Origin of the sequence: Olsenella uli DSM 7084 (genome assembly GCF_000143845.1) — a bacterium.
GTDB classification, from domain to species: domain Bacteria; phylum Actinomycetota; class Coriobacteriia; order Coriobacteriales; family Atopobiaceae; genus Olsenella; species Olsenella uli.
On the sequence record NC_014363.1, the window covers coordinates 696,650 to 722,849 of the forward strand.

Annotated in this window: 25 protein-coding genes; 12 read left to right on the forward strand and 13 right to left on the reverse strand. The window is 65.3% G+C overall.

All coding sequences use genetic code 11. The features are described 5' to 3' along the window. Nucleotides 1–455 precede the first annotated feature (455 nt). The 6 genes from OLSU_RS03075 (at nt 456) to OLSU_RS03100 (ending at nt 9,446) form a co-directional block, all read left to right on the forward strand. Nucleotides 456–1,955, forward strand: a complete 1,500-nt coding sequence (locus OLSU_RS03075; protein WP_013251490.1) for a YfcC family protein — start codon at nt 456–458, stop codon at nt 1,953–1,955. A gap of 166 nt (nt 1,956–2,121) precedes the next feature. Beyond that, a complete protein-coding gene (locus tag OLSU_RS03080; protein WP_148219047.1) occupies nt 2,122–3,678 on the forward strand; it encodes an amidohydrolase in 1,557 nt (518 codons plus the stop codon). A gap of 98 nt (nt 3,679–3,776) precedes the next feature. Next, nucleotides 3,777–4,745: a sugar isomerase gene (locus OLSU_RS03085; RefSeq protein ID WP_013251492.1), complete on the forward strand. Its 969-nt coding sequence runs from the start codon at nt 3,777–3,779 to the stop codon at nt 4,743–4,745. Between the two features lie 51 nt (nt 4,746–4,796). Continuing rightward, nucleotides 4,797–5,666 carry a PfkB family carbohydrate kinase gene (locus tag OLSU_RS03090; protein WP_013251493.1) on the forward strand — a complete coding sequence of 290 codons (870 nt, stop codon included), beginning with the start codon at nt 4,797–4,799 and terminating at the stop codon, nt 5,664–5,666. A 195-nt stretch (nt 5,667–5,861) separates the two neighbouring features. Continuing rightward, nucleotides 5,862–7,703, forward strand: a complete 1,842-nt coding sequence (locus OLSU_RS03095; protein ID WP_013251494.1) for an ABC transporter ATP-binding protein — start codon at nt 5,862–5,864, stop codon at nt 7,701–7,703. Further along, on the forward strand, nt 7,704–9,446 hold the full coding sequence (locus tag OLSU_RS03100; RefSeq protein WP_013251495.1) for an ABC transporter ATP-binding protein: 1,743 nt from the start codon (nt 7,704–7,706) through the stop codon (nt 9,444–9,446). 558 nt (nt 9,447–10,004) lie between these two features. On the opposite strand, the gene OLSU_RS03105 is transcribed toward OLSU_RS03100, so the two are convergent. Further along, nucleotides 10,005–10,235 carry a hypothetical protein gene (locus OLSU_RS03105; RefSeq protein ID WP_013251496.1) on the reverse strand — a complete coding sequence of 77 codons (231 nt, stop codon included), beginning with the start codon at nt 10,233–10,235 and terminating at the stop codon, nt 10,005–10,007. 111 nt (nt 10,236–10,346) lie between these two features. Here OLSU_RS03105 and OLSU_RS03110 point away from each other — a divergent pair, with 111 nt between their 5' ends. Further along, the gene (locus tag OLSU_RS03110) at nt 10,347–10,877 is read left to right on the forward strand and encodes a hypothetical protein (RefSeq protein ID WP_148219048.1); all 531 of its coding nucleotides are present in this window, start codon (nt 10,347–10,349) and stop codon (nt 10,875–10,877) included. 24 nt (nt 10,878–10,901) lie between these two features. On the opposite strand, the gene OLSU_RS03115 is transcribed toward OLSU_RS03110, so the two are convergent. From OLSU_RS03115 to OLSU_RS03135, 5 genes are read right to left on the reverse strand one after another with little or no spacing between them, the layout of a single operon-like run. After that, nucleotides 10,902–11,576 (reverse strand): response regulator transcription factor, encoded by a 675-nt coding sequence (locus tag OLSU_RS03115; RefSeq protein ID WP_013251498.1) that lies wholly within the window; start codon nt 11,574–11,576, stop codon nt 10,902–10,904. After that, nucleotides 11,551–12,924: a sensor histidine kinase gene (locus OLSU_RS03120; RefSeq protein ID WP_013251499.1), complete on the reverse strand. Its 1,374-nt coding sequence runs from the start codon at nt 12,922–12,924 to the stop codon at nt 11,551–11,553. Before OLSU_RS03120 ends, OLSU_RS03115 begins: the two co-directional genes overlap by 26 nt. Nucleotides 12,925–12,970: 46 nt before the next feature. After that, on the reverse strand, nt 12,971–13,738 hold the full coding sequence (locus OLSU_RS03125) for an ABC transporter permease (protein ID WP_013251500.1): 768 nt from the start codon (nt 13,736–13,738) through the stop codon (nt 12,971–12,973). Nucleotide 13,739: 1 nt separating this feature from the next. Then, the gene (locus OLSU_RS03130; RefSeq protein ID WP_013251501.1) at nt 13,740–14,519 is read right to left on the reverse strand and encodes an ABC transporter permease; all 780 of its coding nucleotides are present in this window, start codon (nt 14,517–14,519) and stop codon (nt 13,740–13,742) included. Then, nucleotides 14,519–15,478, reverse strand: a complete 960-nt coding sequence (locus OLSU_RS03135; protein ID WP_013251502.1) for an ABC transporter ATP-binding protein — start codon at nt 15,476–15,478, stop codon at nt 14,519–14,521. Before OLSU_RS03135 ends, OLSU_RS03130 begins: the two co-directional genes overlap by 1 nt. 200 nt (nt 15,479–15,678) lie before the next feature. Between OLSU_RS03135 and OLSU_RS03140 the strand changes: the two genes are divergently transcribed. The 4 genes from OLSU_RS03140 (at nt 15,679) to OLSU_RS09620 (ending at nt 18,853) form a co-directional block, all read left to right on the forward strand. Beyond that, nucleotides 15,679–17,244 (forward strand): ABC transporter permease/substrate-binding protein, encoded by a 1,566-nt coding sequence (locus OLSU_RS03140; protein ID WP_013251503.1) that lies wholly within the window; start codon nt 15,679–15,681, stop codon nt 17,242–17,244. Further along, nucleotides 17,241–18,053: an ATP-binding cassette domain-containing protein gene (locus OLSU_RS03145; RefSeq protein WP_013251504.1), complete on the forward strand. Its 813-nt coding sequence runs from the start codon at nt 17,241–17,243 to the stop codon at nt 18,051–18,053. Before OLSU_RS03140 ends, OLSU_RS03145 begins: the two co-directional genes overlap by 4 nt. A gap of 223 nt (nt 18,054–18,276) precedes the next feature. Beyond that, nucleotides 18,277–18,561, forward strand: coding sequence for a rhodanese-like domain-containing protein (locus OLSU_RS03150; RefSeq protein WP_041548859.1), 285 nt, complete (start codon nt 18,277–18,279; stop codon nt 18,559–18,561). Between the two features lie 142 nt (nt 18,562–18,703). After that, on the forward strand, nt 18,704–18,853 hold the full coding sequence (locus tag OLSU_RS09620) for a hypothetical protein (protein ID WP_155982611.1): 150 nt from the start codon (nt 18,704–18,706) through the stop codon (nt 18,851–18,853). 123 nt (nt 18,854–18,976) lie between these two features. Here the strand turns inward: OLSU_RS09620 and OLSU_RS03155 are convergent, their stop codons facing one another. The 4 genes from OLSU_RS03155 to OLSU_RS03170 all read right to left on the reverse strand — a co-directional run bounded on the left by OLSU_RS03155 (nt 18,977) and on the right by OLSU_RS03170 (nt 22,789). Next, complete coding sequence (locus OLSU_RS03155; RefSeq protein WP_013251507.1) at nt 18,977–19,804, reverse strand: Cof-type HAD-IIB family hydrolase; 828 nt, start codon at nt 19,802–19,804, stop codon at nt 18,977–18,979. A 231-nt stretch (nt 19,805–20,035) separates the two neighbouring features. Further along, nucleotides 20,036–21,241, reverse strand: coding sequence for an iron-containing alcohol dehydrogenase (locus OLSU_RS03160; protein ID WP_013251508.1), 1,206 nt, complete (start codon nt 21,239–21,241; stop codon nt 20,036–20,038). 533 nt (nt 21,242–21,774) lie between these two features. Then, entirely contained in the window at nt 21,775–22,284 is a 510-nt protein-coding gene (locus OLSU_RS03165; RefSeq protein WP_049765151.1) for a hypothetical protein, read from the reverse strand. 46 nt (nt 22,285–22,330) lie between these two features. Then, nucleotides 22,331–22,789: a LytTR family DNA-binding domain-containing protein gene (locus tag OLSU_RS03170; RefSeq protein ID WP_041549221.1), complete on the reverse strand. Its 459-nt coding sequence runs from the start codon at nt 22,787–22,789 to the stop codon at nt 22,331–22,333. A gap of 160 nt (nt 22,790–22,949) precedes the next feature. On the opposite strand from OLSU_RS03170, the gene OLSU_RS03175 reads away from it, so the two are divergent. Continuing rightward, the gene (locus OLSU_RS03175) at nt 22,950–23,645 is read left to right on the forward strand and encodes a copper homeostasis protein CutC (protein ID WP_013251511.1); all 696 of its coding nucleotides are present in this window, start codon (nt 22,950–22,952) and stop codon (nt 23,643–23,645) included. Nucleotides 23,646–23,774: 129 nt separating this feature from the next. Here OLSU_RS03175 and OLSU_RS03180 read toward each other — a convergent pair whose 3' ends face one another. From OLSU_RS03180 to OLSU_RS03190, 3 genes are all read right to left on the reverse strand, one after another. Then, nucleotides 23,775–24,122: a hypothetical protein gene (locus OLSU_RS03180; RefSeq protein ID WP_013251512.1), complete on the reverse strand. Its 348-nt coding sequence runs from the start codon at nt 24,120–24,122 to the stop codon at nt 23,775–23,777. A 290-nt stretch (nt 24,123–24,412) separates the two neighbouring features. Beyond that, nucleotides 24,413–25,312, reverse strand: coding sequence for a PTS system mannose/fructose/sorbose family transporter subunit IID (locus tag OLSU_RS03185; RefSeq protein WP_013251513.1), 900 nt, complete (start codon nt 25,310–25,312; stop codon nt 24,413–24,415). 2 nt (nt 25,313–25,314) lie between these two features. After that, complete coding sequence (locus OLSU_RS03190; RefSeq protein ID WP_013251514.1) at nt 25,315–26,178, reverse strand: PTS mannose/fructose/sorbose/N-acetylgalactosamine transporter subunit IIC; 864 nt, start codon at nt 26,176–26,178, stop codon at nt 25,315–25,317. Nucleotides 26,179–26,200 lie beyond the last annotated feature (22 nt).

Below are 26,200 nucleotides of genomic sequence, written 5' to 3' on the forward strand. Positions count from 1 at the left end.
TCAAAAGTGGACGGCACAGCAACTAGTGTGAAAACGGCCCATTTGTGGCTCACAATACCTCTCCTGCCATCCGGGTCTTCCCCGCCATCGGGGCGTCCTCCCATCATCCGGGTAGCCCTCCTCTGCCATCATCCGGGTAGCCCCTCTCTGCCATCATCCGGGTGCCCCATACCCTCATGGGATCTCCGCACCGCCCGCCTGTCCGGCACCGCGCCCCCTGTGTGACATGTGGCACGTGACACGTGTCGTTCGGTGTGCCCCCACTACCGTTCGGCGGGCTTTTCGAGCCTTTGACCCCTCCGAGACTCTTTTGTGGAACGCCTACGTCAGGTTTAGTAACAAACGTCATATGATGTATACATATGATAGATACTATCAAGACAGCACAGGGCGTGGGTGACGTGCTGGAAGGCATGTCGACCTGCGCACGAGAGAAACGGGAGAAAGAGGCGAGGATGGCACACGAGGGTTCGGCCACGGATGGGAAGCGCGAGGGGTCCGCCCAGCGCAAGGGACTGCGGTGGCGCAAGGGGCTCCAGCTGCCGCACGTGTACACGATCATCTTCCTGCTCATGGTGGTCTTTGCGGTTCTGACCTGGATCATTCCATCGGGGTCGTATGAGCGCCAGACCATCGAGACCGCCGCTGGCGAGCGCGAGGTCGCGGTTGCGGGAACCTACCAACCCACCGAGAAGACGTACCTGGACGACGAGACCGGAAAGGAGGTGGACCTGCGCACCGACCTCCAGGAGCTTCTGATGGCGCCGACCCAGGGCATCCAGGCCGCCGCCGACGTCGTGGCGTTCGTCCTCCTCATCGGCGGATCCTTTGGCATCATCACCAAGACCAACGCCATCAACGCCGGCCTCTCCCACGTCATTGGAAAGCTCAAGGACAAGGACATCCTGATCATTCCGGTCTCGATGCTGCTGCTGTCGGTCTGCGGCACCACCTTCGGCATGTCCGAGGAGGCCCTGCCGTTCTATGCCATCTTTATCCCCATCATGATGGGGCTGGGATATGACTCGATGACGGCGTTCATGATCTGCTTCATGGGCCCCAACATCGGCTACATCGCCTCGACCGTGAACCCGTTCAACGTGCTCATCGCCCAAGGCGTCGTGGGGATCGAGGGCAACCCGCAGCTGTGGCTGCGCGCCGTCGTCTGGGTGGTCTTCACCGTGCTGGCCATCGTCTGGGTCATGCGCTATGCCCGTAGGGTCAAGCGTGACCCCGAGGGCTCCATCACCTATGCGGACGACATCGCCAAGCGCATCGAGTTCTCCGTCAGCGACGAGAGCGTCGTCCAGCCGTTCAGTGCGCGTCAGAAGGGCGTGCTCGTGGTCTTTGCGGCGGGCATGGGCCTCATCGTGTGGGGCCTTGTGACGCAGAGCTGGTACATGGACGAGATCTCTGCCGTGTTCTTTGGCATGGGCGTGCTCTCCGGCATCGTGGGCGGACTCTCCGAGCGCGAGATGGCCGAGGAGTTCGTCAAAGGCCTCGCGGACTTCGCCTATGCAGCGGTCATCATCGGCCTGGCCCGCTCCATCCTGGTCATCGCCGAGAACGGCATGATCATCGACACCATCCTGAACTCCATGGCGACCCTGCTCGCGGGAGTTCCGTCAGCCATCTACACCACGATTCTCTACGTGGTCCTGGGCCTGCTGTCACTCCTGGTTCCCAGCTCATCGGGGCTGGCCGCGCTGACGATGCCCATCGTCGGGCCCCTCACCCAGCTCGTGGGCGTCAACCCCGAGGCCGCCGTCACCGCCCTGGCCATGGCCAACCAGACCATCAATACCATCAGTCCGACGGCGGGCATGACCGTCGCCGGGCTGGCCGTGGCCAAGATCTCCTTCGGCCAGTGGTGGAAGACCTGCTGGAAGTTCATGGCCGTGATCGCCGCGCTGGGCATCGCGGTCACCGCCCTCTCGGGCATGCTGCCCGTCTAGCTCGTCCCTGCGACGTCCCGATGCACGTGCGGGGCGTCGGCCCTTGGGGAGCCCTTGGGGCGCGGGGAGGCCCGCCCGATAGAGGAACGTGCGGGAGAGGCGCGTGCAGGAGAAGCGCATGGCTCGTGTGGGAGAAGCACGTGCATGCCTGGCAGTGGGGGTAGTGATGCGAGACAGGTCGGACAGGTTGGTAGTCCTTTCCCAGAACGTCTTTCCCGCAACGGGAACCGGGTCTCTCGACGGCTTCGTCGCGACCGAGGGCAACCGCATCGTGGCGGTGGGCCCGCGCGGCGATGCCCGGCCATACGTCGACGCCGCCACGCGCGTGATCGATGCGGGCGAGCGCACGGTGCTGCCGGGCATGACCGACAACCACACCTTCTTTGCCGGATGGGCCCTCCTCTCGCTTGGCTGCGACCTCTCGCACGCGCACGACGTGCGGGTTGCGATCGAGGCGCTTCTCGCCTTCGCCCAGCCGCTGGGAGAGGGCGAGCCCGTGTTCGGGCACGGCTGGAACGCGGGGGACTTTGGCCCCGACGCCGCATCCATTCTGGATGAGGCATTCCCTGACCGCCCCGTCGTGGCGTTCACCGCAGATCGAGGCACGTGCTGGATGAACACCGCGGCACGCGAGCGCTATGGCTTCTCGCCCGATGAGTGCTATGCCGAGAAGACCTGGCGCATGATGGGCGACTATCTGCGCGATCCCAGGATGCGCGGCCTCTACCACCAGTACATGCGCATGCTCAACGCGCGCGGCATCACGCAGATAAAGGAGATGACGTTCGACGACTACTACGGCTTTGCCGACGTGATGGAGCGCATGGAGAGGGACGACGAGCTCACCGTACGCGTCTCGATGATGAGCCAGCCCGTCGGCCGGGGCATGGACCTGGAGCACGGGCGTCGCATGCGCGAGCGCTTTCGCGGGCCGTTCGTGAGCTTCAGCGGCTTCAACCGCATGACCGACCGCTCCATCGGATCGGGCATGGCGGAGCTCAAGGAGCCCTATCTGGACGACCCGGGCTCCCGCTGCGGCGCGTCCGTCGAGTGGGGGCTGATCGAGGACGAGCTCGAGGCCGCCGATGACGCGGGTTTTCGCTACTCCCTGCATTGCCAGGGAGATGCCGCGGTGGCGCATGTGGTCGAGCTCTACGGACGCTGCCGCAAGGGCGATAGCGGCCGGCTGTTGCAGCGCCATGCGATAACGGACCTGGAGCTTGCCGATCCCGAGGACATCGAGCGCCTTGGCGCGCTCGGAGGCGTCTGCGAGGTGTACCCACAGATCCAGTCGCTCGACAAGAAGGCCGACCTCCTGGCCATGGTCAGCCGGAAGATCGGCCCCAAGCGCTTTGGGCACTACTGGATGCGCCGCCAGATGTGGGACGCCGGCTGCAAGGTGGCGTGTGGCACCGACCTGCCGCTGATGCTCCCCTCCATCGGCGAGGCGATCTACTGTGGCTGCGGCGGGCACTTTGACGACGGTGGCACCGCACGCGAGGAGAACATGCTCACGGTGCCCGAGATGCTGCTCGCCTGGACGGCAAACGGTGCGTACGACTGCTATGCGGAGGACCGCCTGGGCACGCTCGAGCCAGGCAAGCTGGCGGACATCGTGGTGCTCGAGGCCGACGTGCTGCATGCGGACCCCGCAGACGTTCGCGAGGTCAATGCCGCACTCACCGTGAGCGACGGGCGTGTGGCATACGACGGCCTCACGTAGCCGTCCGTTGGCGGCATGGCTCTAACAGCGTAAATACTGGGTCCTAATGTTTCAGCTGATAAACGGTGCCGTTTGGCGCAAAACGATAAGGAGCGAAAATGGACGCAACTGGCTACGCAACGCAGATCCTGGCAGACGAGGGCACGGTGAAGCAGGTCTACTGGGTCGCCTGCGGCGGCTCCGTCATCGACCTCTACCCGGCACACTGCCTGATCAACGCGACGAGCGCCACCGTGGAGAGCGCCATCTTCACGGGTGCGGAGTTCAACGCCTTCCCGCCCGCAAAGCTCGGCCCTGACTCACTGGTCGTCACCTGCAGCCACTCAGGCGGCACGCCTGAGACCGTCGAGGCAAGCGAGATTGGCAGGTCCCGTGGCGCCTACGTGCTTGCCATGACCAACCAGGCCGGCTCCAGGATCGATAGCGGCGAGTGGCCCTGCTGGGTGTATGAGTGGGAGGACGACACACCTCAGGCGGAAAGGCCCGCGGGCTTCTCGCTTGCCCTTGCCGCAGCGCTGATGGCCACCCAGGACGGCTACGACGAGGTCGACGCCCTCGCTGCCGGCATCGCACAACTCGACGGCATCATCGCCTCTGCTAAGCCGCGTGTGGAGGCGGAACTTGGCCCCCGCTTCGCCGAGCTCTGCCGCGAGCATGACTTCCTCTACGCGCTGGGCTCCGGTCCCACCTTCTGCCAGACCTATGGATTTGCCATCTGCTCCCTGATGGAGATGCAGTGGCAGCACTGCTCGTACATCAACTCGGCCGAGTACTTCCACGGCCCCTTCGAGTGCACCGAGGACGGCGTCTTCTACTTCCTGCAGAAGGGGTCCGGCGCCAACCGCGCCATCGACGAGCGCGCCGAGCGCTTCCTCGCCACCCACACCGACACGCTCATGGTCCTCGACTCGGCCGACTACGGCATGCTCGACGTCGACGAGTCCGTCCGCAGCTACCTCGACCCGATCTTCTTCTACGAGATGAACGTGTCGCTGCGCGGCGTTCGCGGCAAGGCCTTTGGCCACGATCCCGACCTGCGTCGCTACATGGGCGTCGTCGAGTACTAGCCCAAGTGCCAGCGCGACCCGTGCCAGCGATCGACCGAGAGGGTGACAACGATGCAGGAGCAGAATCTGGACGTCAGCGTCTGTGGCTTTGGTGACAACGTCGTCGACGTGTACGAGCATGTCAGGACCATGTACCCCGGCGGCAACGCCGTCAACTTCGCGGTCTATGCCAAGAAGGCCGGCGTGAGGCGTGCCGCCTACATGGGCTACTTCGGCAGCGACGACCGTGCCGAGCACGTGATACGGAGCCTGCACGAGGAGGGTATCGAGCTCGTCAAGTGCAAGCAGCTCATCGGCGAGAACGGTTACTCCTGCGTGTCCATCGCCGAGGACGGCGACCGCATCTGGGGCGACTACAACCAGGGCGGCATCCGCGGCGAGTCCCGTTATGTGCTCGACCGCTTTGACGTGGAGTACCTGCGGCAGTTCGACATCGTTCACTCGGGCAACTACTGCTACACCGAGCGCCAGCTGCACAAGATCCATGAGGCCGGCATCCCGCTTTCATTCGACTTCTCCGACGACTCCACGTGGGAGTACTACCAGGAGGTCGCCCCCAACGTGACCTACGCGTTCTTCTCCGCCTCTGGCCTGAGCGTCGACGAGACGCACGACCGCCTGCGCAAGGTCCACGAGCTGGGCCCCAAGTGGGTCTCGGCCACGCGCGGCGTCGAGGGCTGCTATGCCTTTGACGGCGAGAGGTTCTACCGCCAGGAGTCCAAGCCTGTCGCGCGGATGCGCGACGCCATGGGCGCGGGCGACTCCTTCCTCACGGCGTTCCTCGTGAGGAGCGCCGACGCCCGCAAGAGGGGCGCCTCTGAGGAGGAGGCGTACAAGGCGGGACTCGCGTATGCCGCAGAGTTTGCCTCCGACGTGTGCTGCGCGCAGGACGGCAGCTGGGGTCACGGTCTCAGGTACTAGGGAGTGGCGAGGGACGCCGACCGGCATTCCCTCCCATGGCGACTCAAAGGTGTGGGTGGCTTGCAAATCCGCTCCGACTGGCATAAGTTCTCCCTATCTAACTAATGTGCTGGCGACATGGCGGCCCGTGTCGCCCGTGCGTGGTGCGGCCTGCGTCATCTGGTGAGCGCATCCGCAATCGGCTGGGAGGATGACATGTCACAGGAGAAGAAAGATGGGCATGGCCCCGGAGGCGGCCACGGCCGCAGGAGCCAACGTGGCTCGCTGTCCCGCATTCTGGACTTCGCGGGGACGAGGAGGCCGCTGGTCATCATCGGATGCCTGCTCGTTGCCGTGTCGATGGTGTTCACCATGGTGCCCTACGTCTACATCTGGCTCGTGGTGCGCGACCTCGTCGCGGTGGCCCCCGACTGGGAGCGTGCCACCAGCATCGCTGGCTACGGCTGGTCGGCGTTCTGGTTCTCGGTCGTGGGCATCATGGTGTACTTCGCGGGCCTCATGTGCACGCACCTGGCGGCGTTTCGCATGCAGTCCAACGTGCGCAAGATGTGCTCGGAGCGGCTTATGCACGCCCCTCTCGGCTACTTCGACACGCACGCCTCGGGCCTGCTGCGCCGTCGCATCGACAAGATGAGCGCCAACATCGAGCAGCTCTGCGCACACAACCTCGCCGACATCTCGGGCACCGTGGTGATGTTCGTCGCCACCGTGGTGCTCCTCTTTGCCTATGACTGGCGCATGGGCCTTGCCTGCCTGCTGGCCGTGATCATATCGTTCGCGTGCATCTTCTCCATGATGGGGCCGGACAAGATGCAGTTCATGAGCGTGTACCAGGACGCCCTTGATGACATGAGCCACGCGACCACCGAGTACGTGCGCGGCATCCCCGTGGTGAAGGTGTTCCAGCAGACGGCCCACTCCTTCAAGGCGCTCAAGGTCTCCATCGAGAGGTACGGCGACCTTGCCGACAGGTACCAGCGCGCGGTCTGCGAGGTTCCCCAGAGCATCAACCTCACCTTCATCGAGGGGGCCTTCGTGTTCTTGCTCCCCGTCGTGATCCTGCTTGCGCCCGGCGCGCTCGCGACGGGCAGCCTCGCGGGCCTTGTGACGGACTTCGCGTTCTACGCGATCTTCTCGGCTGTCATATCGACGGCGCTCTCCAAGATCATGTTCGCCGGGGGCGGCATGATGCAGGCCAATGACGCCCTCAGACGCATCGAGGAGGTCCTGGATGCGCCTCAGATGACGGTCGCCGACAATCCCAAGGCGCCTCGCGGTAATGACGTCGAGTTTTGCGACGTGCGCTTCACCTACGAGGGGGCGGAGCACCCCGCCCTCGATGGCGTCTCGTTCAGGGTCCCCGCCGGCTCCACGGTCGCGCTCGTGGGGCCTTCCGGCGGCGGAAAGACCACGGCCGCCAGCCTCGTCCCCCGCTTCTGGGATGCCGACTCCGGGTCGGTGCTCGTCGGTGGCGTCGACGTGCGTGAGATGGACCCGCATGTGCTGATGGACGACGTGGCCTTCGTCTTCCAGAACAACCGGCTCTTCAAGTCCTCGATCCTCGAGAACGTGCGTGTCGCGCGCCCCGACGCGACGCGCGAGCAGGTCGGCGAGGCGCTCTCGGCGGCCCAGTGCGACGACATCATCGCCAAGCTCCCCGACAGCGTCGACACGATCATCGGCACGAGGGGGACCTACCTCTCGGGTGGTGAGCAGCAGCGCATCATGCTTGCCCGAGCGATCCTCAAGGACGCCCCCATCGTCGTGCTCGACGAGGCCACGGCCTTTGCCGACCCGGAGAACGAGCGGCTCATCCAGGGGGCCTTCAAGCGCCTGGCACAGGGCCGCACGGTGATCATGGTTGCCCACCGGCTCACGACCGTCGTGGGTGCTGACAAGATCGTGGTCCTCGACCACGGGCATGTGGTCGAGCAGGGATCGCATGAGGGGCTCGTCGCCTCGGGCGGTCTCTATGCGCGCATGTGGGCCGACTACCAGACGGCCGTCTCGTGGAAGATCTCGAAGGGGGTGGCCTAGATGTTTGGCGAGGGGTTCAAGAGGCGCTTCGCGCTCACCGACCAGGGCGTGACCAATGCGAAGAAGGGCGCGCTGTGGACCATCGCGGTCAACCTCATAGACTTCGCGGGCATCGTGTTCCTCTACCAGCTCATGGCGCAGCTCGTGACGGCGCTCACCGAGGGTGGGGGGCTGCCGTCCATCCTGCCCTACGCAGCCCTGCTGGTCGCGTTCGTGGTGGTGTCGTTCCTCGCCCACAAGCAGCAGTACTTCAACACCTACGGTACGGTCTACCACGAGGTGGGGGTGCTGCGCATCGGCCTCGCCGAGCGCCTGCGCAGGTTGCCGCTGTCCTTCTTCATGGGTCGCGACCTTGCCGACCTCTCCGAGACCATCATGGGCGACGTGGACGCCCTCGAGCACGTGTGGTCGCACGTCCTGGGCTACCTCTACGGGGCCTACGTGTCGACGGCCATCGTGGCCGTGGGGCTGCTCGCGTTCGAGTGGCGCCTCGCCCTTGCGGTGCTCTGGAGCGTGCCCTTGGCGTTTGGGCTGCTCTTTGGCCTGCGTAGGATGACGCTCGAGAGCCAGAGGGCGGCGCGTGCCGACTCCCTCGAGGTCTCCGACGCGATCCAGGAGACGCTCGAGAACGTCCGCGAGATTCGCGCCACCAACCAGGAGGAGCGCTACCTCGACGGGCTGCGCAAGAAGATCGATCATGCGGAGGCCAGCCAGACCGCAAGCGAGCTCAAGACGGGGCTCTCGGTCAACGCCGCGTCGGTGATCATGCGCATGGGCGTTGCCACCACCGTCGTCGCGGGGGCCGCCCTCATGCTCTCCGGTCAGATCGGCTTCATGGTCTACTTTGCCTTCCTGCTCACGGTCACGCGCATCTACGCACCCTTCGACCAGGCGCTTGCCCTCATCGCCGAGATGCTTGCGTCCGAGGTCGCGGCCTCGCGGCTCCAGTCCATCTACGACGAGCCCGTGGCGCGGGGGCAGGAGGCGTTCGCGCCCGTCGGTCACGACATCGTCTTCGATGACGTGGACTTTGCCTACCAGGGCGAGCGCGTCCTCGACAGCGTGAGCTTCACGGCGAGGGAAGGTGAGGTGACGGCCCTCGTGGGTCCGTCGGGATCGGGCAAGTCGACCTGCGCACGCCTTGCGGCGCGCCTCTGGGATGCGAGCTCGGGCACGGTGCGCGTGGGCGGCGTCGACGTCTCGACGGTGGACCCCGAGGTCCTTCTCGCAGACTATGCCGTGGTCTTCCAGGACGTGACGCTCTTCGACGACACGGTCATGGCCAACATCCGCCTGGGTCGCAAGGATGCCACCGACGAGGAGGTCCTCGCTGCGGCACGCGCGGCCAACTGCGACGGCTTCGTCGGGCAGCTGCCCCAGGGCTACGACACCGTGATCGGCGAGAACGGCAGCCGTCTCTCTGGCGGAGAGCGCCAGCGCATCTCCATCGCGCGTGCCTTGCTGAAGGATGCGCCCATCGTCCTGATGGACGAGGCCACGGCCTCGCTTGACGTCGAGAACGAGACCCAGGTACAGGAGGCTCTCACGAGGCTGCTCGTGGGCAAGACGGTTCTCGTGATCGCGCATCGCATGCGCACCGTGGAGAATGCCGACAGGATCGTGGTGCTGGCTGGGGGCAGGGTCGTGGAGGAGGGCTCCCCCGCCGAGCTCAGGGCCAAGGACGGCGGCATCTTCCGCCACATGTCCGAGCTCCAGCAGCAGTCTGCCGGCTGGAGCATCTAACGTTGCGGCTGGAGCAGCCAACGTTGCGGCTGCCACGCGGCGTATGGTGCATGGCGGCCGGCAGATGGTATGCGCGGTGGCCTGTGTGCGGTGGCCGACGGGTGGTGCATGCGACGGCCTGCGTGTGGTGTGTCCCGCGCCGACATGTCTCGCGTTGACCTGTCTCACGCCGACGTATTTTCACACTAGTTTCCCTGCCATCCAGTTTTTGGGGCCCTGTGGATGGCAGGGAAGTTTTTGTGAAAAATTATGCAACCACTTTCACAATAGCTCACCACACGTCCGTAAGACAGACGCTCTGGGGATGGCTGGCGAGGTATTGTGAGTTGCCCGGACAACGATACTCACAGTAGTTCTCTACGCATCCCGCAGACCCGTAAAACTGGACGACAGGGGAATCTTTGTGAAACGCGCCCGACCGAGACTCACAAAGGTTTGCGTGAGGGGTCGCCCCAGGTCGAGGTTGCCCTAGGACGGGGCCGCTCGAGGCCGGGACCGGCCCAGCCTGGGTCGCCTGAGGCCGGGGCTGCACAGCCGCGAGGCTTGCGGATGACCGCCTCAGCCACGAGGCTTGCGGATGACCGCATGTAGGTGCCAGACCCCGCTGTTCTCGAAGGCCTCCATGACCAGTCCCGACCGCCGGCACATCTCCGTGAGCTCTTTGCGAGAGTAGATGCGCACGTCCCCCTTATTATGCATCAGTAGGTTTGCCAGTGGCAGCTCGACGTGGTTGACAAGCCACAGGAACACGGGGTTGTCGGTGCTGTCGTTGAGATAAGGCGCTTGCACGAGAGGTCGTGTACGTCCTGGGCGGGCGTTCTCCTGGCATCCATTGGGACCATGGCTGTGATGGTCACCTCCACCGCGTTGGCCGTTTCAGCTGCGTCGGCCGTGCCCATCATGCCAGTATCTCGCGGCCTCCCGATGGCCCTGCTTGCCGTTCTGGCATGTCTGCTGGCCGGAGCGCTTGTCCTGCTCGAGCGGCGCATCTGCGTGCCTGCCCTCGCCTGTGATGCGATGCCAGATGCGGGCGCAGGGTTGATCTCGGGCTTGCTGATGCATCTCACGAACCGCGGGCTGTACCACGAGCTAGAGAGAAGCTCCCGCCTTGCACGGAGGAAGTGGCTGTTATCCCTGCTGCTGTGCGGCCATGGCTGGCAGACGCTTGTGTCACGTGCGATCCTCGTGCACCTGCGACGCTTCGAGGGGCTGGGAGACATCCTGCTTTTTGCCGGCGTCTACGTGCCCCTGCTGTGCTCGCTCTGCCTTGGGGTGCTGGGTCTCCAGCTGCTGGTTCCCTGCGCGGCCGCAGTGGTGCTCAACTATCGCGCCGCAGCTGAGTTCGTACGCGTCTTCCGTGCGGACGAGGACAACCGCCTCGTCCTGGCGGGTGGTGTGGCCATCTCCCGAGGTCGCGACATGGGCGCGTGAGGTGTGCCCTCCGCAGGGCTTCCGTCAGGAGTCCATGCCGGACTTGTACCAGGCGACGGCCAACTGGACGCGGTCACGCAGGCCAAGCTTCGCGAGGATGCGCGTCACCGAGCGCTTGACGCTCGCCGGCTCTATGCAGATCCTCTCGGCGACCTCGGCGTTCGAGAGCCCGTCGGCCACCAGGCGGCATACCTCGCGCTCACGGGGCGTGAGCGCGCGGAAGCTTGCCGCAAAGCCCAGGGAGGCCTCGTCCTTCTCGGCAGGGCGCATCCCTCGCTCGATGACCGCACGGGTGATGCGCGGCGTGAGCACGGCATCGCCGTCTGCGACGGCGCGTACCGCCCGGGCAAGCTCTGCGGCATGCACGTCCTTGAGCAAAAAGCCCGACGCGCCGGCGGAGAGCCCGCCGAAGGCGTAGTCGTCCTCGTCGTAGGTGGTGAGGATGAGCACGCGGACGTCCGTCCAGCGCGCCGTGATGCGCGCGGTGGCGTCGATGCCGTCCATGCGGGGCATGCGTACGTCCATGAGGATGACATCCGGTAGGGCACGTCCCAGCTCCTCCGCCTGTGCGAGCCGGTCGATGGCCTGCTGGCCATCTTCGGCCTCGAGCACGACCGTGACACCATCCGCACGCCTGAGCATGAGCGAGAGGCCCATGCGCACGCCCTCCTGGTCATCGACGATCATGGTGCGTATCATGCGCCCGCACCCCCTTCCCGCCTGGTGGCAGCCTGTGCCCCGGGACAGCCTGTGACGGGATGGTCGCATGGACCGTCCAGCCAGCGTTGTCCTCGTATCCCGAGGAGAACGTGCCTCCGGACAGGCGCACGACCTCCTCCAGCCGCACAAGTCCCGTGCCTCGCCCACCCTCCTCCGCGCCGTTGCCACCTCCTGCGGCCGTGCATGGCGTACCGGCCGTGCGCTCTCCGTCGTCGCGGACGGTGAGCGCGAGGGTACCGTCCGGCCTATGGTCCCACGACGTGACGATGCGGCCCACGTGTCCGCCGCTCGCGCGACCGCCGTGTCGGACGGCGTTGGTCAGGGCCTCGCGCGTGATGGAGAACGCGAGGTCGGCCTGCCTGGCGTCATCGGGTCTGGTCCCCGTCTCGGTCAGGGCGCAGGTGATCCCCAGCTCTCGTACGTGCTCGAGCACGGGTTCCACCTCGTCCCAACGGTGGGGCGCCTCGGCGGCATCACTCGCGGGTCCCGTCATCGCCGCCCCCGCAGATTTGGCATCCCTCGCGCCCGCGAGCGCGCGGACGGCCCTGCGCGTGTCCTCGAGGCCCGCTCGCGCGAGGCCGTTGATCGAGGCGAGGGCCCGGTCGAGCTCGTCGTCGCCCGTGGTCCCGGCAAGGCCCTCTGACAGCGCGACGATTGCCGTGAGGTCGTGGCCCACGGAGTCGTGAAGCTCTGCGGCGATGCGCCCGCGTCTGAGGGCCGCATCGCGTGCCTCGGCCACGCGGGCGAGCTCCTCGGCTCGTGCTCGCTCGGCTGCAGCCTCTGCCTGGCGGGCGCGCCGCCTGTCGTAACGCAGCCGCGAGATTGCGCCCAGCGCGATGGTGAGGATGGTAGGGGAGAGGAAGACCACGTACGTGAGCATGAAACCCCATGTTGAGGCGGTCCCGCCGACAGCCGCCCCGCCCGTCGGCGCCATGACGTCCTGCGTGCAGGCGAAGGCCTGGGCTGCGACGATCGTCGTGGTTCCCGCCAGGGCGTCCCGCTGGCTTCCGCGTGCCACGCAGGCATAGGCTGCGACAAGGGCGAGCGCGCCCGTCTCGGACGTGACGCCCATGAGGGAGAGCAGGGCGATCGACATGGCCTCCGCCAGGGCGACGGCGAGCGGCCAGCGGTGCCGCACAAAGAGGGCGGCGCATCCCAAGGCCAGGAGCAGCAGCACCGGCAAGAGCAGGCTGGGGCTGGGAGATCCGGGCAGGCCGATGAAGAAGAGGCGCGTGAAGAGCATGGCCTCCCACGCCACGCAGAGGACGGGTGCCACGAGCTGCAGGAGGGGGCTTGCATCCCAGCGCTCTGACAGCCTGTCGAACATGACCCTCTCCCTCCTTCCGTTTGCCTCATTCTATCCCGCATAGGCCCTAGCTTGCGTGGATGTCATGGCGGCGCAGGCGCAGGGTTGCGAACGCGACGGCCGCTGCGGTCCACGCCACGGACATCACCACGATGGTCGCCACATTGGACGCCGAGAGGCTGACCATCGCGTTCGAGTTCATGCCCATCTGCATGAGGGAGTAGGGGAACACGTAGCCCGCCCCGGCTATGGTGGCCATGAGACCGGCGACACCTCCTGCGAGCGCCACGCCCACCGGAGCCGCAAAGCTGCGGACGAGCATCGAGACGACGAGCTGCAGCGCCGCGATGGCAAGGCTGCCAAGCCAACCGAGTGCCACGTAGAGCAGGGTGCTCCCGACGGGGAAGCTCCCGGGTACGCCCAGGGCGACGCCACAGGCCACATACGCCGCGACGATGCTCGCGAACGCCACGAGCATGCAGACGCCGACGACGACCAGCTTGGTGCAGAAGACATGGCGGGCGGGCACGGGCGCGACCATGAGCTCGTTCCAGTTGGAACCCTGGTGCTCGAGGCGCCACAGGTGGCTTGCTGCCACGCCGACGAGCGCGGGCAGGAAGAAGTAGCAGACGAAGAGCGTCTGCTGCGTCCACAGGTTCTCCCAGCCGGGCGTGAGCACTCCCAGGTTGAGACTGTAGTTTGCCGAGCCCAGGAGTGCGGAGAGGCCCGGCAGCAGCACGAAGGCCAGCCAGATGGGCGCCCTGCGCATCTTGATGAGCTCCGCATGAACGCAGGTGGCGAAGGAGACGTGGCTTACGCGAGGGCTTCCGTCCATGCTAGAGCTCCTTTCGGGAGAAGCCGCGACCTGCGTACCCGTAGATCGCGACGGTCAGGATGATAATGACGGCAAGGTCCGCCACGGGCCAGGCCCGCGAGGCGAATGCCACCCGACCTGCATCGGAGCTCATCTCGACGGTGGAGAGCAGCGCGTAATACGAGCTGGGGACCAATCGGGCAAACGCCGTGGGCAGGTACATGGAGAACAGGCCGAGAAACGACAGCGCCACGCCCACCACGAGGGGAAGGAACTGGTTCTGCAGGATGAGGCAGAGCGCCTGGACCAGCGTCGCCACGAGCAGGCTCACCGCGAGCGTGGAGACTGCGTACTGGGCGACGGCAATCGCGTCCGGCAGCGAGGGAAAGCCGAGGGACGAGGTCAGAGCGAGGCTGGCCGCGGTCTGCGCGACCACGAGAAGCCCCAGCACAAGGGTTATGGCCTGCCACTTCGCACGGAAGAGCTCTCGGGGTGACTGCAGGGTGAGGAGCTCCTTGAGCATACCTCCGGGGCTCTCTATGTCGCAGACGGTGCTCGAGGCGATGCTCGCGAGCAGGGGGAGGAAGATGGCGTTGAGCATGGGGAGCTGCCAGTAGATGGCGCGCCAATCGCCCTTGGACACGGCGTCGCCCGACCAGCCGTATCCCAGCCAGACGAGCTCGAGGGCCATGAGGGCCAGCGCAACGAGTGGCAGGTGCTTGCGGCGAAGCTTCCTGAGCTCCAGGCGAACCGCCGGGATGCGGCGCGGCCGCGACGTCGCGGACGGGGTCCTTTCGGCCATCAGATCGTCGCCTCCATGCCGGTCAGCTGGAGGAAGATGTCCTCCAGGCTCTGGGAGCGCTCCTCCATGCGGACGATGCCGACGCCTTGCCGCGCAAGGCACAGGCTCACCTGACCAGCGGTGGCGTCGTCGACGGCCTTGATGCGCAGCCATCCGTTGGTGTCCGCTGTGGCGCCGGTGAGTGCTCGCAGGGCGGTCGCGTTGTCGGTGGTGCGCAGGGCGATCCAGCGCCGGGCGCGGGCGTGCAGCTCCGCTATGGGACCCTGCCAGACCATCTGGCCGGAGTTGATTATGCCCACGTGGTCGGCCATCTGGTCTATCTCGGAGAGCAGATGGCTCGACACCATGACGGTGCAGCCGAAGCGGTTGGGCATGTCGCGGATGAGCTGGCGGATCTCGTGGATGCCACTGGGGTCGAGGCCGTTGGTGGGCTCGTCGAGCAGCAACAGCCGTGGACGGCCGACGAGGGCGCTTGCGATGCCCAGGCGCTGGCGCATGCCGAGCGAGAACTGGCCGACGACCTTGCGGCGCGTCTTGGGGTCGTTCAGGCGCACGACCTCGAGGGCCTCGTCGATGCAGCTGGTGGGCAGTCCGCGCAGCCGGCGCACGATGTCGAGGTTCTCGTATGCGGTGAGGTGCGGGTAGCAGCTGGGGCCCTCGATGATCGAGCCCACCTGCCGCAGCACCTCGAGGCGGTTGCTGGGGCCCATCTCGCGTCCCAGTACCTGGATGCTGCCACCCGTGGGGTGGGCGAGGCCCAGGATCATCTTCATGGTGGTGGACTTTCCCGCGCCGTTGGGCCCGAGGAAGCCGTAGACGGCGCCCTCGCTCACCTCGAGGTTGAGATTGCTCACCACGGTGGCGTCACCGTAGCGCTTGGTGAGGCCATCGGTTGCGATTGCGAGTCCTTCTGACCGACGTGCGCCTCGACGATGCGTTTTACGCTGGCCTGCGTCCATCGTGCCTCCAATCCGTCGCTTGTCTGGCTGACGGTTTGGATTGTGCGACATGGGGCGCGCGGCGGTGATCCCGCTGGGACGCTTGACACCCTGGGGTGACAGGGGGTTCGCGCCCATGGTTACATGAAAGTGCCTACTTCCTTTTGCGGGCGTCTCGGGGGAGAATGCTCACCCAAGGGACAACCCGAGAGGAGCAGCCCATGGACGCACAAGAATGCCTGGACATGCTGCACGCGATGTGGGACCTCCTGCTGGGACGCTGGGAGTTCTTTGGGGAGCTTCTGGTCGAGCACCTGGCCATCTCGGCTGCCGCCATCGTCATCGCCATCGTGGCGGGAGGGGTCTTCGGCCTGCTCATCGCCGAGCGCCCCCGCGCCGCCAAGCCCACGCTCGGCGTGGTCAACTTCCTCTACACCATCCCATCCATCTCGATGCTGGGGTTCCTCATCCCCTTCTCGGGCGTGGGCAACGCGACGGCGGTCATAGCGCTCACCATCTACGCCTTGCTGCCCATGGTGAGAAACACCCACACGGGCATCACCAACGTGGACCCCGCCCTCGTGGAGGCCGCTTGCGGCATGGGTTCGACCGACGGGCAGATCCTGCGTAGGATCAAGATCCCCCTGGCCCTGCCCTACATCATGAGCGGCATCCGGTCGATGGCGACCATGACGGTGGCACTTGCGGGCATCGCGTCGTTCATCGGCGCCGGTGGCCTGGGCGTGGCCATCTATCGCGGCATCACCACCAACAATGTGGCCATGACCATGGACGGGAGCCTCCTCACGGCGCTTCTCGCCCTCGCCGTCGACGTCGTGCTCGGTTTTGTGGAGCGTCGCAGCCAGATGCGAAGCGCTTCCGCCCGGCGCGCCAATCGGCGCATGGCGCTTGCCGCTGCCGGGATGGCCGCCGTGGCCGCATTGGTTGCCGGTGTGCAGGCGTTTGTCCCGGCAGAGGTCATCCACGTGGCCACCAAGCCCATGACCGAGCAGTACATCATGGGCTACATGCTCAAAGACCTCATCGAGCAGGACACGGACCTCACCGTCGAGCTCACCGTGGGGGTGGGTGGCGGCACCTCCAACATCGAGCCTGCCATGGAGTCCGGCGAGTTCGACCTCTATCCCGAGTACACCGGGACTGCCTGGAGTGCCGTGCTCAACAAGGGGGACACCTACTCGGAGGACCTCTTCGGACAGCTGCGGCAGGCCTACGAGGACCAGCTGGGCCTCGAGTGGGTAGGCATGTACGGCTTCAACAACACCTTTGGCCTGGTCGTGCGCAGGGAGGTGGCCGAACGCTACGACCTCCGCACCTACTCCGACCTGCAACGCGTCGCCAGCCAGCTCAGCTTTGGCGCCGAGTACGACTTCTTCGAGCGCGAGGATGGCTACCAGGCGCTCTGTGACGCCTATGGCCTCGACTTCGGCAGCACCATGGACCTCGACATCGGCCTCAAGTACCAGGCACTGGCCGAGGGCCAGATCGACGTGATGGTGATCTTCACCACCGACGGGCAGCTCTCTGCCACGGATGCCGTGGTCCTCGAGGACGACAAGGGCCTCTTCCCCTCCTACCTCTGTGGCAACGTGGTGCGCAGGGAGACGCTGGAGAGCCATCCCGAGCTGCGTGCGGTGCTCGAGCGCCTGGAGGGGACCGTCACCGACGATGACATGGCGAAGATGAACTACTCGGTCGAGACCGAAGGGCGTGCACCCGAGGACGTGGCGCGCGAGTACCTCGAGCAGAAGGGGCTCCTGCGATGAGTGACGAAATGAAGACCGCTGCCGCCCTGACGGCAGACGACCCAGCCACAGCCGCCTCCGTCGAGGGCACCCCCGCCGCAGACGTGCCGGCCATAGAGTTTCGCGACGTGAGCAAGGACTATGACGGCAAGCCCGTCCTTCGCGACGTATCGCTTTCCATCATGCGCGGCGAGTTCGTGTGCGTGATAGGGTCCTCGGGCGGTGGCAAGACCACGCTGCTCAAGATGGCCAACGGCCTCATCGAGCCAAGCGAGGGGGATGTGCTGGTCGAGGGCGTGAGCGTACGGAAGCAGGACCTCATCCAGCTCAGGCGCAACATCGGCTATGCCATCCAGGGCAGCGTGCTCTTCCCGCACATGACGGTGGAGCAGAACATCTCCTACGTGCCCAGCCTCTGGAACGGCGGCAATCGTGCACGCACTCGCAAGGCGGTCCGCAAGTGGATGGGCATCGTGGGGCTCGAAGAGGAGCTGCTCGAGCGCTACCCGGCCGAGCTTTCGGGAGGCCAGCAGCAGCGGGTGGGCATTGCCCGTGCGCTGGCGGCCTCACCAGGCATCCTGCTCATGGACGAGCCGTTCGGAGCCGTGGACGAGATCACCCGCAGGCAGCTGCAGGCGGAGCTCAGGCGCATCTATGGCGAGACGGGCATCACCGTGATGTTCGTGACGCACGACATCGAGGAGGCGCTACGGCTTGCAAGCAAGGTGGCCGTGGTGGACGGAGGGCGCGTGCAGCAGTATGCCTCGCCTGACGAGCTGGTCGAGAAGCCTGCGACGGACTTCGTGCGCCGTCTGGTTGCGGGCAGATAGGCGGGCATCGGGGCGGATGGACAGTGCGGACGCGATACGGAACTTCGGTGCCCTCGAAGCGTTCGAGGACTATGAAACGGGGTTCGGGAATATCATCTGCCAAACGGAGGCACCGTACATGCATCCCGACCGCGCGCACGCCATACCGGTCATGGCTCTATAGCGCGTCATCACCTATATGCAAAGACCCCGACCTGTAGGGACGGTGAGAACCATAGCTTCCATGGATGAGGGAGTTGCGGAGGCGCGGCGCACCCCTGGTGCGCGGCTCGTCGACGTGCGTGAGGAGGGCGAGTTCCTCGCCGGGCACGTCCCCGATGCCGCCAACGTGCCGCTCTCCCAGCTGGGGCGCATCGCTGACGTCGCTCAGGACCGTGCGACTCCGCTCTTTCTCTACTGTGCCAGCGGCGCTCGGAGTGCTCGCGCCGCACGTGAGCTCGTGCGTGCGGGATATGCGGACGTCCGCGACATTGGGGGCATTAACGACTACACTGGCCCACGCACGTGAGGCTGTCATAACGTACTTAGGAGTAAGATACTCGTGAGTACGCTAGAGACGGGTTTGTGCGCGACAAGCGAGCGTTCTACGAGCGCTCTACTTCACCTCGAAGGCGCAAAGTTCCGTCCCTAACCTGCGCGAGCTCTCGGCGATGGCGTACAGGTCCTTCTCCTTCCCCTATGCCGCCCAGACCGAGCCCTCGCTGCCATCGGTGCTTCAGGTTGCCATTGACCATGGCTTCAGGCAGGGAGACGTCCTCATGATTCTCTGTGGGAGCGGCGAGGGCTTTATGGAAAGTTAAGTCTTGGGACGGGAAAGCCCGCTCTACGGACGTCGCGCGGCACATGTAGTCGCACTGCCGCCTCACGCCCCTTGCCCATAGCAGTCATTCCTCCCGCTGCTTCGCTGACAGCAGAGGGGGACGTCAGCTCTCGGGGAAGAGGCTCTCGAGCACCTGGAGGACGCCCTCGTCGTCGTTGGAGGGGCAGATAGCGTCTGCCACGGCCTTCACGTCGTCGGTGGCGTTCTCCATGGCATATCCCATGCCGGCGTAGCTCAGCATCTCGATGTCGTTGCCTCCGTCGCCGAAGGCGATGACCTCCTGGGGGGAGACGTTCCAGCGCTGGGCGAGGCGTTCGATGCCCGACGCCTTGTGGCAGCCGGGAACGATGAGGTCGATGGCCCCGTGGCCGGAGGTCGTGGGCGTCATGAGGCCGTCCAGCTCCGAGCTGATCTGCTGGCAGTAGGCGTCGGTCTCCTTCGCTGGCACCTCGATGAAGAACTTGATGATTTCGTCATCCACGTCGTCGAAGCTCTCGACCCAGTCGATCCGGTGGTACCAGGTCCGCATGACGTCGATCCACTGCTGCGTTGCGGACCCACGCTCCACGTAGGCGCCTTCGACGCCGCACATGACGCTTTTGGCCTCGCTGTGCGAGCGGATCCAGTCGATGGTCGTCCTGACTGCCTTGGGCGCGATCTCGCCTGCGAAGACCATCTCGCTGCCGTCCTTCACGAAGGCGCCGTTCTCTGCGACGAATGCCAGCTCCTCGTCGTAGCCGGGGAAGAAGTCGCGCAACTGCCAGTACTGGTTGCCGCTGGCCACAACGAAGTGGCAGCACGCAGCCTGCATACGGGCGAGGAGGGGCCTGAAGCGGGCCTCGTTGATGGTCGTGTCGCTGTGGCAGAAGGTGCCGTCCATGTCGACGGCCACCAGCCGGGGGCGTGTCGCGGAGGGTGTGTCTGCGGGCATGGCGTCTCCTGTCTGCGGGGATGCAAGGTGACTTTCGTAATCCAGGCACCTCTCGTAACGATACTCATCGTAACGATACTCATCGTGATGAGTATGTTCGTGAGTAGGATCATGCATTCGAGGATGTCGCTTCAGCAGCCGGTTCGTTGGTGATGCCGCCTCTTGTCCCGGGCGAGGAGGGCGGCGAGGCAGAGGGGATAGAGCCACGTCCCCGCGGCCTGCGCGAGCTCCCTAGAAAGCCGAGAGGTAGATGGCGCGCGCGTCATCCATGGTCAGGGGCATGAGCTCGCCAAAGCGCTCGCCCTTGTTCTGACGCAGGGTCCCCAGCCAGGCGTCGACGTCGGTAGGCGAGAGGCCCAGGTCGGCGAGCGCCCGGGGCATGCCGAGGCCCACGAAGAAGCGTTGGAGCTCGTCGATGGCGTAGGTGACCGCGTCCTGCGTGCCCTCGTCCGTCTTGTCCATGGGCTCGACGTCGAAGACTCCCTTCGCGAAGGCGAGGAAGCGCGTGGGGTCGGCGTGCCAGACGTAGCGCATCCACGCAGGCAGGATGACGGCCAGGCCCGCGCCGTGCGCCACCTCGGGGTGGTGGGCGGAGATCTCGTGCTCGAGGCCATGGCTCTCCCAGCCGCCCGCACGCTTGCCGGCCGCCGCGGCACGCCCGCAGCCACAGAGGTCGTTGTGGGCGAGCGTGCCCGACCACATGATGGTGGCGCGCGCGTCGTAGTCGTCGGGTTTCTCGGTGACGGCCGTCGCGGCGTCCATGACGGCGCGGATGATGCCGCAGGCAATGTTGTCCGTCACGGGAACGGCTCCCGCAGAGCTGAAGAAGCGCTCGCAGATATGACAGATGATGTCCGTGACGCCGGCAGCGGTCTGGTACTGAGGCAGCGTGAAGGTGAGCCTTGGGTCCATGATCGCCAGGCGCGGCCGGAACGCGTCGGAGCTGGTGCCCCGCTTCAGGCTGAGGGCGTCGTTGCTGATGACACAGGAGGCCGACGCCTCGGACCCTGCGGCGGGGATGGTGAGCACGCATGCGATGGGCAGGCACTCGCGGACGCTTGCCTTGCACGAGAAGAAGTCCCATACGTCCCCCTGGTAGGGGACGCCAAACGCGATGGCCTTGGAGCAGTCGATGACCGACCCGCCGCCTACCGCGAGGACCAGATCGACCTTCTCGACGCGTGCGAGGTCGATACCCTTGCGGACGAGACCGAGCTCCGGGTTGGGGCGCACGCCAGCGAGCTCCGCGTATGTGACATCCGCGCTGTCGAGCGACGCCTCCACGCGGTCGAGCAGCCCCGTGCGCACCACGGAGCCCCCGCCGTACACCAGCAGCGCGTGTTGCGCACCGAGCGCGGCAACCTCTTCGCCGACCCTGTCGGCGAAGTCGCGTCCAAACACGAAGCGGGTGGGGGACTGGAACACGAAGTCGTTCATGACGCCTGCCTTCCGACGATGGGCTGCAGCCTTGCTTGACCCCTCTAGCTAGGTTTTGGTCGGGCCAGAGGGTCTAGATCTCGCTGTGTCCATTCTACGGCTGGTGCCCTGCGTCGACCCGGGCCGTCGTCGGTCAGACAAGCCTCAGGGTAAGCCTCTCTATAAGTCTCTAGCAGGGTTGAAATTAAAAGTCTGATTCACAAAAGTTTCCCACCCGTCCATTTTTCACAGGGTGTTGGATCGCTAGAGAGTTATTGTGAGCGGACGTGAAGCGGGAACTCACAATAACTCTCCACGCATCCGGGCCCTTCCTTTCGACGGATGGCTGGCGAAGAATTGTGAATCTTAGGCTGCGGACCACTCACAATAACTCTCCAGCTGTCCGCGCGGGTGCGTAGGGCGGACGGCTGGAGAAGTAGTGTGAAAACAGACCTGCCAGTCAAACCAATCAGCTTGGGCTTCCTACCTGAATGCAGACGCGTCACTTCGTGTCGGACCTCATGCGTCGCATGGCCTAAGCGGCGTCACAAGGCCTATCCGTGCCGGGCTTGGCGATATTCGCCCAGCTTGCGGCCGTACTCCCCTTCGCGCCGGTGGAACACGCGCGTCAGCACGACGGTCAGCACCAGAAGGATCACGAGGAAGATGGCGGTGAACGTTGCCCATGCACCCGGCGTGCTGGGGAGCCAGCGTCCCAGGAACGCACACGCTGCCAAACAGATGTAGTAGCTGAGCGAGAACCCCAGGAGTCGCAGGGGGTAGCGCAAGCGTAGCACGGTCGCCCTCAGGTTGAACCATAGTTGCTGCAGCACCCCGCCCGCAATGCCTGCGGCGATGAAGCTGAGACAGTAGGCCATGCCCTCGTCCATGCCTTGGAGGGCAGACCCTATGATGATGGCGATCACGAGCATGATGCAGGTGATGAGGCTTCCCGTGAGCACGCCCGCGCCTATGGCCGCCCCCGTAGTCTTGAACGGCTCGTCCGAGAAGAGGACCTCCCCCTTGCCCCTGCCCATGCTTTCTCCGTTTGTCGTTGCGGTCATGGTGCCACTCCCTTCGCTCCGTGCCCAATGCCCTAACTTGATGCCCCTACCTGGACGTGATGCCGATTCGCGCCTTGATTTCCCGGGCGTAGCTCCTGCTGGCGAGCACCGATGACCCATCATCGAGCACGAGCACCAGCCTTCTGCCAACTTCTGGTCGGATCGACCTCACGTGGCCCAGGTTCACGAGCTCCTGGCGCGAGGCTCGTACGAACTCGGTGCCAGCAAGAAGATCCTCGAGCTCGAAGAGGCGCAGGGGGCTTTCCAGGTTCGGGCCATCGGCCAGGTGCAGGTATGCGCGACCTTCGGACGTCTCTATGGAGAGGACCTCGTCGGCGGCGACGAGGCGCCGTTCGATGCCCCCACCTGGCTCGTAGCCTACCAGCCCGCCGCCCAGGGACCGCAGCCTCCGCACCACGCGAGTGACGCGCGGGTCCGCAGGCGCGCAGAGGATGGTCACCTCCATCGCGGTTCGCCCTGCTTCCTCGACCACTCGTATGTCCATGGTGTCCAGCTCCAAGTCCGTGCTTGCCGTTGCGTCTCTCTCCCCACGACAATGAGGATAGCGGGGGTCGGAAGGTGGCATGCGCGTCCTTGCACCGAGTTGCGCAAAGGGGAGCCCGAGTTGCCGTCCCCATCATCGGTTTGGTGCTGAAGGAGGGCTCATGGCGCTGCTGAGGGAGTTCTGCGCGGAGAACATGGAGTGGGTGCCCAAGGCAATTGCTGCGGGGGCGGGACGTATAGAGTTGTGCGACAACCTTGCGGTGGGCGGTACGACCCCCAGCTACGGCGTGATTCGCGCCGCCGTCGCATGTGCGGCGGAGGCCGACGTTGCCGTACATGCCATGGTGCGTCCGCGAGGGGGTGGCTTCGCCTACTCTTCCGAGGAGGAGCGCATGATGCTCGATGACGTGACGATGGCACGCATGCTGGGCGTGGCGGGGGTCGTGCTTGGCTGCCTTTCCGAGGATGCCGAGACAGGCGAGCCGATCCTCGACCATGGGATGACCGGGCGTCTCGTCCGTGCCGCCCGCGAGCCTCTGAAGTTGGGTGACGGTAGGGAGGTCGCTCCCGTCAGCGTGACCTTCCATATGGCCTTCGACGAGCTTTCCGACATCCGCCAGCTCGAGGCAATCGATAGCCTGGTGGATATGGGTGTCGGCCGCATTCTCACCCATGGTGGGGCAGCAGCCACGCCCATCGCCAGCAACCTCGGTCACCTTCGTCGTCTCGTTGGCCATGCGGCTGGGCGAGTCGGCATCCTGCCGGGTGGTGGTGTCACGTTCGAGAATGCGGAGGAGGTGGCGTGTGCCCTCGGGGTAGACGAGGCGCATGGCACCAGGATCGTTCGGCTGACATAGGGTGTCGCACAGTCCAAGAGGTCATTTCGGATGGCGGCGTGCAGGGAGACCTCTGCGCGCCTACGCTAAGGTGGCGTAGGCCGCCCGCCCGTTCTTCTGCAAAAGATCCGAGCTCGCATCCCCGGCAGCTCAGCCCTTGCCCACGGAGCCTCCCTTGGGGGCATCCCCCATGTCGATCCCGGCGGCGGACATCATCGCGCGTACGTTGGCCTTGGCGCGCTCCACCACCATGTAGAGCATGACAGAAGCGAACACTGACGCGACGAAGGTGACGATTCCCACGACAAGGGCCCAAAACGGCCCTTCCTGGTAGATGTTCCAATAGGCCATCAGCGCACCGACGGCGAGCAGCGAGTATGCGATGCGCTTCCATGCGCTCAGGCGCATGATCGCCCTGGTCTGCAGGTCCGCCTCTGCGATGAGGGCGTCGCGCTCCCGGGCCGTCTGCGCCTTCCTATCCGTGGTCGTGCCAACCATCTCGCAGGTACCTCCTTGGACCAGTCGCCGCGATCCCCTGCCCGCCAATGAAGAGACGAGGCGAGGGGCCGGCAAAACGGAAGAGATCAGCCAAACGGCAATAGGCAGTCACAACCGCCGTGTCACCGTGCTTGTGTCGGAGAATGCCGTGTGCGGCTGACGGACCGCCCGTCCTACGGGGCACGGAAAGCGGGGCTGGAAGTGCCAGCCCCGCCAAAACCCCGTCGCTTGCATCCTGTGTCGGTGCCGCCATGGGGCCACACGACATGTGCGGCCCCTCCGAATGCGGCTTAGTAGGACAGGCCGGGATCGAAGACGCCGACGAGGACGCCCACGAACGCAATCGCGACGAGAACCAGCATGGTGGGGATGACGCCGACCTTCTTCTTGGTCATGAGCCACCAGCAGAAGTACACGAACACGAAGTTCAGCAGCTTGGGGAAGATGCCAGAGCCAAAGACGTCAAGCGAGACGCCCGCAGGGCCGGCTAGCTGCAGGGCATCCAGCGTGACCGTGGAGTTGCTGGACCACAGGACGCCCTCGAGCGGGCCGACGCCCGGGAGTACGAGGGAGGTGCTGATGGAGACCCAGGTGGCGGCGACGGCACCGATGACCATGGTGCCGACCATGATGATGGCGCTGCGCAGGGCCTGGGACTCGGGGCCGACCAGGGCCTGGACGGCCGAGCCGCCGAGTTCGTAGCCACGGTTGTAGGCGAGCTTCATGCCGAAGTACATGAGCACGTTCCACGCCACGATGTAGAACAGCGGGCCAATGACGGAGCCTCCCGTCGAGAGGCCGAGTGCGATGCCCAGCAGGATGGGGATGAACGTGCCTACGATGATGGAGTCGCCAAGGCCTGCCAGCGGGCCCATGAGGCCGGCGCGAATGCCATTGATGGTCTCGGCGTCGATGGCCTCGCCGTTGGCGCGCGCCTCCTCGAGGCCGGTGGTCAGGCCGATGACCATGGTGCCGATCTGGGGTTCGGTGTTGAAGAAGGTGGTGTAGGTCTCCAGGGCATTGACCTTGTCCTCCTCCTTGTCATAGAGGTCGTCCACGATGGGGAGCATGGCGGCAAGGTAGCCAAAGGTCTGCATGTGTGCCTGCGAGAAGCAGGTGAGGTTGCCGTATGCCCAGTTGCGGAAGCACTTCTTGCGTGCATCTGCGGAGATCTTCCTCGTCTCGGCCATGATCAGATATCCTCCTCTTCCTCTTCATCGGCAGCACCCGCCGCCCCGGCGATGGCGGGACGAGCGGCCTTGGCCTCCTCGATCTGATACTTGATGAGGGCGAAGAACGCCGCGACGATCGCACACGCGATGAGGTTCATGTGCAGGCAGGCCGCGAGCGTGAAGCCGAACGCAAAGGTGAGCCAATCAAGTGGCTTGTTGACGACCTGCTTGCAGAGGATTGCGATACCGACTGCAGGGAGCAGGGAGCCGACGGTGAACAGCGTCTTCATGGCGATGCCGTCCATCGGCATGTAGTCCTTCATGAGCTGGACCATGCTGGAACCGGCCATGCAGATGATGAACGTGGGAACGAAGGAGAACAGGATGTGGGAGACCCACGGGTAGACGAAGTCGACCAGTGGGATGGTCCTTCTGATCCTCTTCCAGTCGTGGGTCTCCATTGCCTTCCAGCCAATGGACTGCCACACGAGGTTGAGGGTTGCGGTGCCGTAGAACAGGACGGTTCCGATGGTTCCGACGGCGGCGCCGAGGGCTGCGGCCAACGAGGCGGCCTCGGTCGAGGACGGGTCGAGCCCCTGGGCGTGGATGGCCAGGATGGAGAGGGGGATGCCGATGTAGGTGACGGCACGGACGTCGGCGGACACGGTGCCGCCGGGAGTGACGAGCGCGATGTAGACGACCTGAATCGCGGCGCCGACGATGATGCCCGTCGGGACGTCGCCGAGTATGAGGCCGACGACGAGACCGCCGACCAGGGGACGGCCGAGGGTGTAGTTACCGACGGTGGTGCCGCCCATGCCAGGCAAGGACGCCAGGCAGGCGAACAGGCCAAGCAACGCAGCCTGCAGAACGTTGATAGTCATAAGCGTCAAACCACCTTCCTAT

Excerpts from the sequence above, each read along its gene's own strand:
- OLSU_RS03125 (WP_013251500.1), bottom strand. The coding sequence starts at position 13,738 with ATGGACGGAAGCCCTCGCGTAAGCCACGTCTCCTTCGCCACCTGCGTT.
- OLSU_RS03135 (WP_013251502.1), bottom strand. The coding sequence starts at position 15,478 with ATGGACGCAGGCCAGCGTAAAACGCATCGTCGAGGCGCACGTCGGTCA.
- OLSU_RS03140 (WP_013251503.1), top strand. The coding sequence starts at position 15,679 with ATGGACGCACAAGAATGCCTGGACATGCTGCACGCGATGTGGGACCTC.
- OLSU_RS09620 (WP_155982611.1), top strand. The coding sequence starts at position 18,704 with ATGGCGTACAGGTCCTTCTCCTTCCCCTATGCCGCCCAGACCGAGCCC.
- OLSU_RS03170 (WP_041549221.1), bottom strand. The coding sequence starts at position 22,789 with ATGGACATACGAGTGGTCGAGGAAGCAGGGCGAACCGCGATGGAGGTG.
- OLSU_RS03085 (WP_013251492.1), top strand. The coding sequence starts at position 3,777 with ATGGACGCAACTGGCTACGCAACGCAGATCCTGGCAGACGAGGGCACG.
- OLSU_RS03185 (WP_013251513.1), bottom strand. The coding sequence starts at position 25,312 with ATGGCCGAGACGAGGAAGATCTCCGCAGATGCACGCAAGAAGTGCTTC.
- OLSU_RS03115 (WP_013251498.1), bottom strand. The coding sequence starts at position 11,576 with ATGATACGCACCATGATCGTCGATGACCAGGAGGGCGTGCGCATGGGC.
- OLSU_RS03190 (WP_013251514.1), bottom strand. The coding sequence starts at position 26,178 with ATGACTATCAACGTTCTGCAGGCTGCGTTGCTTGGCCTGTTCGCCTGC.
- OLSU_RS03150 (WP_041548859.1), top strand. The coding sequence starts at position 18,277 with ATGGATGAGGGAGTTGCGGAGGCGCGGCGCACCCCTGGTGCGCGGCTC.
- OLSU_RS03145 (WP_013251504.1), top strand. The coding sequence starts at position 17,241 with ATGAGTGACGAAATGAAGACCGCTGCCGCCCTGACGGCAGACGACCCA.
- OLSU_RS03075 (WP_013251490.1), top strand. The coding sequence starts at position 456 with ATGGCACACGAGGGTTCGGCCACGGATGGGAAGCGCGAGGGGTCCGCC.
- OLSU_RS03155 (WP_013251507.1), bottom strand. The coding sequence starts at position 19,804 with ATGCCCGCAGACACACCCTCCGCGACACGCCCCCGGCTGGTGGCCGTC.
- OLSU_RS03180 (WP_013251512.1), bottom strand. The coding sequence starts at position 24,122 with ATGGTTGGCACGACCACGGATAGGAAGGCGCAGACGGCCCGGGAGCGC.
- OLSU_RS03100 (WP_013251495.1), top strand. The coding sequence starts at position 7,704 with ATGTTTGGCGAGGGGTTCAAGAGGCGCTTCGCGCTCACCGACCAGGGC.
- OLSU_RS03120 (WP_013251499.1), bottom strand. The coding sequence starts at position 12,924 with ATGTTCGACAGGCTGTCAGAGCGCTGGGATGCAAGCCCCCTCCTGCAG.
- OLSU_RS03130 (WP_013251501.1), bottom strand. The coding sequence starts at position 14,519 with ATGGCCGAAAGGACCCCGTCCGCGACGTCGCGGCCGCGCCGCATCCCG.
- OLSU_RS03090 (WP_013251493.1), top strand. The coding sequence starts at position 4,797 with ATGCAGGAGCAGAATCTGGACGTCAGCGTCTGTGGCTTTGGTGACAAC.
- OLSU_RS03110 (WP_148219048.1), top strand. The coding sequence starts at position 10,347 with ATGCCAGTATCTCGCGGCCTCCCGATGGCCCTGCTTGCCGTTCTGGCA.
- OLSU_RS03175 (WP_013251511.1), top strand. The coding sequence starts at position 22,950 with ATGGCGCTGCTGAGGGAGTTCTGCGCGGAGAACATGGAGTGGGTGCCC.
- OLSU_RS03165 (WP_049765151.1), bottom strand. The coding sequence starts at position 22,284 with ATGACCGCAACGACAAACGGAGAAAGCATGGGCAGGGGCAAGGGGGAG.
- OLSU_RS03080 (WP_148219047.1), top strand. The coding sequence starts at position 2,122 with ATGCGAGACAGGTCGGACAGGTTGGTAGTCCTTTCCCAGAACGTCTTT.
- OLSU_RS03095 (WP_013251494.1), top strand. The coding sequence starts at position 5,862 with ATGTCACAGGAGAAGAAAGATGGGCATGGCCCCGGAGGCGGCCACGGC.
- OLSU_RS03160 (WP_013251508.1), bottom strand. The coding sequence starts at position 21,241 with ATGAACGACTTCGTGTTCCAGTCCCCCACCCGCTTCGTGTTTGGACGC.